General features: G+C 72.7%; 7 protein-coding genes. All 7 read right to left on the bottom strand.

All coding sequences use genetic code 11. The annotated features are described in order from the left end of the window. Window positions 1–178 precede the first annotated feature (178 nt). The 7 genes from AOK09_RS27795 to AOK09_RS27765 all read right to left on the bottom strand — a co-directional run bounded on the left by AOK09_RS27795 (window position 179) and on the right by AOK09_RS27765 (window position 6,989). Complete coding sequence (locus AOK09_RS27795; RefSeq protein WP_055589993.1) at window positions 179–1,543, bottom strand: hypothetical protein; 1,365 nt, start codon at window positions 1,541–1,543, stop codon at window positions 179–181. Further along, complete coding sequence (locus AOK09_RS27790; RefSeq protein WP_079063482.1) at window positions 1,540–2,286, bottom strand: SigE family RNA polymerase sigma factor; 747 nt, start codon at window positions 2,284–2,286, stop codon at window positions 1,540–1,542. The genes AOK09_RS27795 and AOK09_RS27790 overlap by 4 nt, the downstream gene beginning before the upstream one ends. Before the next feature lie 302 nt (window positions 2,287–2,588). Continuing rightward, window positions 2,589–3,659 carry an aspartate-semialdehyde dehydrogenase gene (locus AOK09_RS27785; RefSeq protein ID WP_055589992.1) on the bottom strand — a complete coding sequence of 357 codons (1,071 nt, stop codon included), beginning with the start codon at window positions 3,657–3,659 and terminating at the stop codon, window positions 2,589–2,591. Next, window positions 3,656–4,942, bottom strand: coding sequence for an aspartate kinase (locus tag AOK09_RS27780; RefSeq protein ID WP_055589991.1), 1,287 nt, complete (start codon window positions 4,940–4,942; stop codon window positions 3,656–3,658). Before AOK09_RS27780 ends, AOK09_RS27785 begins: the two co-directional genes overlap by 4 nt. Window positions 4,943–5,256: 314 nt before the next feature. Beyond that, window positions 5,257–5,922, bottom strand: coding sequence for a DUF5063 domain-containing protein (locus AOK09_RS27775; protein ID WP_055589990.1), 666 nt, complete (start codon window positions 5,920–5,922; stop codon window positions 5,257–5,259). After that, window positions 5,915–6,514, bottom strand: a complete 600-nt coding sequence (recR, locus tag AOK09_RS27770) for a recombination mediator RecR (protein WP_055589989.1) — start codon at window positions 6,512–6,514, stop codon at window positions 5,915–5,917. The genes AOK09_RS27775 and recR overlap by 8 nt, the downstream gene beginning before the upstream one ends. A gap of 127 nt (window positions 6,515–6,641) precedes the next feature. Further along, window positions 6,642–6,989: a YbaB/EbfC family nucleoid-associated protein gene (locus AOK09_RS27765; RefSeq protein WP_079063481.1), complete on the bottom strand. Its 348-nt coding sequence runs from the start codon at window positions 6,987–6,989 to the stop codon at window positions 6,642–6,644. Between the last annotated feature and the right edge of the window lie 261 nt (window positions 6,990–7,250).

The raw sequence follows: 7,250 nt of genomic DNA, 5'->3' as shown, positions 1-7,250 counted from the left end.
ACCCTGGCCACCGCGGCCGCGGTGGCCAGGGTGGCGCCGATCCAGCGCGGGGTCAGGAGGAACCGGTACACACCACCACGGTAACGAGCGCGCCGCCGCGGTGTGCACCAGGGGCCTCGGCGGGCCGCGAACCGGCCGCGCACCCCCTCCCCCTCGGACGCCCGGCCGGGTCGGCCGGTCAGCCGGCCGGCAGCGGCCCTGTGCGGTAGACGGTGCCGGCGCAGGCCCCGGGGATGGTCGCCGGGCCGACGGAGGGGGCGCCCACGGCCGGGGTGTGGCTGAGGCTGACGCTGCTCCCGGGCGACCCGGGGCCGTCGGTGGCGGCCGACTTGATGGTGATCTCCTGGGAACTGCTCCCGGTCGCGCTGCTCTCCGGGCTGGCGGTGGCGCTGGGCGAGGAGCTGGGGGTGGTGACGCAGGCGGTGCTGTTGGTGCTGTCCGGGACCCAGCCGAACCGCACCAGATAGGCGGCGCCGGGCCTCAGCACCAGGGTGTCCGGTCCGTTCGACCGGGGCAGTGCGGAGGCGGGGTCCCCCGCGGTGTGGAGGAGCACCGGGAACCGTGAGGCGTCGGTCCCGACCGCGGAGCTGACCTGGACCGTGCCGGCGCCCTCGACCGTGCAGGCCAGCGCCGAGGAGTTGACCACCGAGAACGAGCCGTAGACCTTGCCCGCCGCGTCGGCCGGCTCGACCTGGACGGCCCCGGCGCCCAGCTGGTCCACCCGGCACTCCGGGGCGGCCTGGGCGCTCTCCGTGGCCGGGGCGCTGCCGGTGGGCCCGCTGCCGGGACGGCTACGCGGCGGCCCGTCCACCGTCCCCGCCGCCGTGGTCCGGGTGTCGGGGCCGGGTCCGGGTCCGGCGGCGGTCAGCGTGGAGGCGACCGCTCCGGGGGCCGAGACGTCCGGCCGGGGCGCCGTGCCGTCGCCGCCCTGCAGGGTGGGGGCCCGGTCCGCGGCACCGAGGGAGGCCACCGGGCGGGTCGCCGAGACATGGTCGGCGGTGTCGGTGCCGACCGCGGTCCGCAGCGCGGGCACGGCGGCCGCCGCGAGCAGCAGTACCGCCGCCGCGCCACCCCAGGCCTGGCGGCGGCGGGTGCGGCGCTGCGGTACCGCGTGCTGGATGCGCTGCAGGGCGCCGGGGCTGGGCTGAAGGCCGCCCACGGCCCGCTGCAGCATGGCGCGCAGCTCCCGTTCGGCCGCGTCCAGGTCGTCCCCGGCGCCGTCGAGGTCGTGGACGCCGTCGCTGCGGGAGCCGTTCGCCGGACGGGCGGTGGCGGGGGGCGCGCCGCGCACCAGCCGCAGATAGGCGGGTGAGGGCGGCTGCGGGCGGCCGGCCGGCTCGGTGGGCTTCTGCGTGGCCGGCTTCGGGCTGCCGGACGAGGCCGGCTCGGGCGCCGGCTCCGGGGCCGCGCCTGCGGCCCCGGCCGGCTTCCGGTCCGGCCGGTCCTGTCCCCGTCCGGGCCCGGGACGGCCCGGCTGGTCTTCCCCTGCCCTGTCGGGCTGGTCGGCGATCGGCGGTGTGCCGTGGTGTTCGTCGCCGCTCATGCCTGTGCCTCCATGCGGACGCGCAGCGTCGCCAGGCCGCGCGATCCGTACGCCTTGACCGAGCCGACGGAGATGCCCAGAGCTTCGGCGACCTGGGCTTCCGTCATATCGGCGAAGTACCGCAGCACCAGGACCTCGCGCTGCCGGCGCTGCAGGCCGCGCAGTGCGGCCTTCAGCTGGTCCCGCTCCAGTGCCTCGTAGGCGCCCTCCTCGGCGCTGGCCATGTCCGGCATGGGCTTGGGCAGCAGCCGCAGGCCCAGGATGCGGCGGCGCAGCGCGGAGCGGGAGAGGTTGACCACGGTCTGCCGCAGATAGGCGAGGGTCTTCTCGGGTTCCCGGACGCGCCTGCGGGCGGCGTGCACCCTGATGAACGCCTCCTGCACCACGTCCTCGCAGGAGGCGGTGTCGTCCAGCAGCAGCGCGGCGAGGCCCAGCAGTGAGCGGTAGTGGGCGCGATAGGTGTCGGTGAGCAGGTCGACGCTGGTCCCCTCGGCGGTCGCGTCCACCGGGGCCGCCGCACCGCGCTCAACGGGTCTGCGCACGGCCGGGAAGGGCGTGATCACGGCTGCTCCACCGGGCGTCGCGGACGACGGCACCGGGGCGGGGGCGAGGGCGAACAGGGCCGGCTTCCTCCGGCGCGCGGAGCCGGCGGGCGGTACGGCTGCGAGCAGGCCGGGGCGCCGGGCCGTGCCGGTGCCCGGTACGGCCCGGTCGTTCGCCGGACCGCGGCCCCTGCTCTGCATACCCAGCATCTCCGCCACGACTGTTGGACACTCGACCCCCCGTCACGGTTGTGCTCCCCCGAGGACATTCCCCGGTGCGCCCGCGCCGTGGTGGGCGCGGCGGACACCGGTGGAGGCACCACCGTAGTCGCGCGTGGTACGGGCATGGCGGTGGCCCCTCCTGCGGTGTGTGTGTGCACGCGTGCCGTTCCGGGGTCATCCGGACAAAGCAGATCCCCCTCGGGGAGTTCTGCGAACTCCCCGAGGGGGACACGCGCCGGAGGCGCGAACGGTTGCGGACGCGGGGCGCCCTCCGCCGGAGGTCAGCCGGCGGTGAACTCCGCAGCGATCAGCTCGGCGATCTGAGCGGTGTTCAGCGCCGCGCCCTTGCGCAGGTTGTCGCCGCAGAGGAAGAGGTCGAGCGCATACGGGTCGTCGATCGCCCGGCGGACCCGGCCGACCCAGGTGGGGTCGGTGCCGACGACGTCGTTCGGGGTGGGGAACTCCCCGGCGCCCGGGTTGTCGTACAGCACCACACCGGGGGCGTCACGCAGGATCTCGTGCGCCCGCGCCACGGACACCTCGTTCTCGAAGACCGCGTGGACGGCCAGCGAGTGGGTGGTGATCACCGGGATGCGGACGCAGGTCGCGGAGACCCGCAGGTCCGGCAGGCCGAGGATCTTGCGGGACTCGTTGCGGACCTTGAGCTCCTCGGAGGACCAGCCGTCCTCCTTGAGCGAGCCGGCCCACGGCACCGCGTTGAGCGCCAGCGGGGCGGGGAACGGGCCAGTGTCGCCGACGGCGGCCCGCAGGTCGCCGGTGGCGGTGCCCAGGTCGGTGCCGGCCACCTTGGCGATCTGGTCGCGCAGGGTGTCGATACCGGGCTGGCCGGCGCCGGAGGCCGCCTGGTACGAGGCGACGACCAGCTCCTTGAGGCCGAACTCGGCGTGCAGCGCGCCCAGCGCGACGATCATGGAGAGGGTGGTGCAGTTGGGGTTGGAGATGATGCCGCGCGGACGCGTCCGGGCCGCGGGGGCGTTCACCTCGGGGACGACCAGCGGCACCTCGTCGTCCATGCGGAAGGCGCCGGAGTTGTCCACGGCGACCGCGCCCTTGGCGGCGGCGATCGGCGCCCACTGGGCGGAGACCTCGTCGGGGACGTCGAACATCGCGACGTCGACGCCCTCGAACGCCTCCTCGGAGAGCACCACCACCTCCACCTCCTCACCGCGCACGGTCAGCCGCTTGCCGGCCGAACGGGGGGAGGCGATCAGGCGGATCTCGCCCCAGACGTCCTGCCGGGTGGAGAGGATGTCGAGCATCACGGTGCCGACGGCGCCGGTGGCGCCGACGACGGCCAGGGTGGGCTTGCGTGCGGGGTCGGCGGCGGTCATCGGCCGGTACCTCCGTAGACGACGGCCTCGTCGGACTCGGTGTCCAGGCCGAAAGCGGTGTGGACGGCGCGCACGGCCTGGGTGACGTCCTCGGCGCGGGTGACCACCGAGATGCGGATCTCGGAGGTCGAGATCAGCTCGATGTTGACACCGGCGGCCGACAGCGCCTCGAAGAAACCGGCGGTGACGCCCGGGTTGGACCGCATCCCGGCCCCGACCAGGGAGATCTTGGCGATCTGGTCGTCGTAACGGAGCGACTCGAAGCCGATGCCGACCCGGGCCTTCTCCAGCGACTCGATGGCGCGGTGGCCGTCGGTCTTCGGCAGGGTGAAGGAGATGTCGGTGAGGCCGGTGGCGGCCGCCGACACGTTCTGCACCACCATGTCGATGTTGATCTCGGCGTCGGCGATGGCCCGGAAGATCCGTGCCGCCTCGCCCGGCTTGTCCGGCACCCCGACGACCGTGACCTTGGCCTCGGACGTGTCGTGGGCGACTCCGGAGATGATCGCCTGCTCCATCTCGCCCCCTTCGGGCTTGGTCTTCGTCGGCTTCTCGTTGCTCACCCAGGTGCCCACATGGCCGGAGAACGACGACCGCACGTGGATGGGCATGTTGTAGCGGCGCGCGTACTCCACACAACGGTGCAGCAGCACCTTGGACCCCGAGGATGCCAGCTCCAGCATGTCCTCGTACGCGATCCAGTCGATCTTCCGTGCCTTCTTCACCACTCGCGGGTCGGCGGTGAAGACGCCGTCCACGTCGGTGTAGATCTCGCAGACCTCGGCGTCCAGCGCGGCGGCCAGCGCCACCGCGGTGGTGTCCGAGCCGCCGCGGCCCAGGGTGGTGATGTCCTTGCTGTCCTGGGAGACGCCCTGGAAGCCGGCCACGATCGCGATGTTGCCCTTGTCGAGGGCGGTGCGGATACGGCCCGGCGTCACGTCGATGATGCGCGCTTTGTTGTGGACCGAGTCGGTGATCACACCGGCCTGGCTGCCGGTGAACGACTGGGCCTCGTGGCCCAGGGATTTGATCGCCATCGCCAGCAGCGCCATGGAGATGCGCTCTCCGGCGGTCAGCAGCATGTCGAGCTCGCGGCCGGCAGGGATGGGGGACACCTGCTCCGCGAGGTCGATGAGCTCGTCCGTAGTGTCGCCCATCGCTGACACCACGACGACGACCTCATGGCCGGCCTTCTTGGTGTCCACGATTCGGCGGGCGACGCGCTTGATGCCCTCGGCATCCGCAACGGAGGAGCCGCCGTACTTCTGCACGACAAGGCCCACGTGCGCTCCTCGATCAGTGTGTCTTGCGGTCGCCCCAGTCTAACGAGCGGGCCCCCGGCGCCACCGTGATTCCAGATGGTGAGACAGGCGTTCCATTGATCGGTCGTACGGCCCGTCGCACGGCACTGCTACGACATCGCGTACGACGGGCCGTACGACCGCTCGCGCGGTCCGTTCCCCCATGGTCCCGCCTGCGGTCCTCCCCCGCCCGTCCCGCGACTCGCCCGGGCTTCCGAGCTCCGCCGCCGTTCCGGCATGCGAGATTCCGCCGCGGGGTCGCACGGCCGGTCCCGGCGGTGCGACCCCGGACCTGCTCAGCCGACGCGGCCGTGCCTGCCCAGCTCGGCCGCCATCAGCGCGCCCGCCTGGGCCTCCAGCTGCTCGTCGGTGAGGCCGTCGTCATCGGTGTCGGTGCCGTCCGGGATGTCCCCCAGCGGGCTGTCCAGCCGGACGTGCGCCACCAGCGACTGCAGGGCGCGCAGCACCCCGGTGCAGGTGGACCCCCAGTTGGACAGGTAGGAGAACTGCCACCACCAGATGGCCTCGCTGATCCGGCCCTCCCGGTAGTGGGTCAGGCCGTGGCGCAGATCGGTGACCACCCCGGCCAGATCGTCCGAGATCCGGAAGGTGGACGGCTTCTCCGGCGGCCCGTAGGGGTCGAAGACCTCGTGGTAGACGTCGATCGGAGCCAGCAGGCCGGCGAGTTTCTCCCGCAGCTCGTCGCCGTCGGGCTCCGGGCCCGCGTCCGGCTCGAACCGGTCGTCCGGGACGACGTCCTCGACCGCGCCCAGTCGGCCTCCGGCCAGCAGCAGCTGCGAGACCTCCAGCAGCAGCAGGGAGACCGCGCTCCCGGGCTCGTCGCCCTTGGCGATCTCGTTCACCGCAAGCACGAAGCTGTTGATCGAGTCGGCGATCTGCACCGCGAACTCGTCCGGCTCCGCACCCGGGGCATGGCCTGAGGTGTGTACGGCTTCAGACATCGAGCAGTCGTCTCCCTTCGAAGGCCCGTCCGAGGGTGACCTCGTCGGCGTACTCCAGGTCTCCTCCGACCGGCAGGCCGCTGGCCAGGCGGGTCACCTTCAGGCCCATCGGCTTGCACAGCCGGGCCAGATAGGTGGCGGTCGCCTCCCCTTCAAGGTTGGGGTCGGTGGCCAGAATCAGCTCGGTGACCGTGCCGTCCGCGAGTCGGGTCAGCAGCTCCCGGATCCGCAGGTCGTCGGGGCCCACACCCTCGATGGGGCTGATCGCCCCGCCGAGCACGTGGTAGCGGCCGCGGAACTCCCGGGTGCGCTCGATCGCGACCACGTCCTTGGGTTCCTCGACCACGCAGATCAGTGCCGCGTCGCGGCGTGGGTCCTGACAGACCCTGCACAACTCGGACTCGGCCACATTGCCGCAGACGGCACAGAACCGCACCTTCTCCTTGACCTGCTGGAGAGCGTGGGCAAGCCGCCGCACATCCACCGGGTCCGCCTGCAGGATGTGGAAGGCGATCCGCTGCGCGCTCTTGGGCCCGACGCCGGGCAGCCTGCCCAGTTCGTCGATCAGGTCCTGAACCACGCCTTCGTACACGTCATGCCTTCCATGAGCCGCCGCCGGCGGCGGACGTCCGTGGCCATCATCCAACGAGCCGGGCGCCGGACACACCGTCCGACGCCCGAAAAACACCAGGGGTTCCCGGAGTCGTCGACTTCACAGGTCAGAACGGCAGACCCGGGATGCCGCCGCCCGGGCCGCCAAGGCCCTGCGTGAGCGGGCCGAGCCGGTCCGACTGCAGCTTCTGCGCGGTCGCCGTCGCATCGCGGACGGCGGCCAGCACCAGGTCGGCCAGGGTCTCGGTGTCGTCGGGGTCCACCGCCGCGGGGGCGATGGTCAGTGCCACCAGCTCCCCCGCACCGGTCACCGTGGCCTCCACCAGGCCACCGCCTGCCGAGCCGTTGACCTTGGCCTCGGCCAGCTCCTGCTGGGCCTTGCCAAGCTCCTCCTGCATCTTCTGCGCCTGCTTGAGCAGCTGCTGCATATTGGGCTGGCCACCACCGGGGAACACGGCTCACTCCTTGCCTGAGGACGACGGCACGGGACGAATTACGACGCTCCGAGCCTACGTGCTCGTTCGGACCAACGTGGGACCTGGACCTACTCGTGCCGGATCTCCTCCAGCACGGTGGCACCCAGCTCCCGCACGATCAGGTCCTGCCCCGAAAACGCCTCCTCATTGAGGTCCGGATCGTCGTCCTCGGGGATGTCGTCCTCGGGGGCCACCGGAGGCGGGGCCGCCTGCACCGGCGCGGGGGCCGGTGCAGGCGGC

Source organism: Peterkaempfera griseoplana, assembly GCF_001418575.1.
Classification (GTDB): Bacteria; Actinomycetota; Actinomycetes; order Streptomycetales; family Streptomycetaceae; genus Peterkaempfera; species Peterkaempfera griseoplana.
The sequence above is the reverse complement of the archived record's forward strand: the minus strand, read 5'-3'. Positions and strand labels throughout refer to the sequence as shown.

Excerpts from the sequence above, each read along its gene's own strand:
- AOK09_RS27795 (WP_055589993.1), bottom strand. The coding sequence starts at position 1,543 with ATGAGCGGCGACGAACACCACGGCACACCGCCGATCGCCGACCAGCCC.
- AOK09_RS27790 (WP_079063482.1), bottom strand. The coding sequence starts at position 2,286 with ATGCAGAGCAGGGGCCGCGGTCCGGCGAACGACCGGGCCGTACCGGGC.
- AOK09_RS27785 (WP_055589992.1), bottom strand. The coding sequence starts at position 3,659 with ATGACCGCCGCCGACCCCGCACGCAAGCCCACCCTGGCCGTCGTCGGC.
- AOK09_RS27775 (WP_055589990.1), bottom strand. The coding sequence starts at position 5,922 with ATGTCTGAAGCCGTACACACCTCAGGCCATGCCCCGGGTGCGGAGCCG.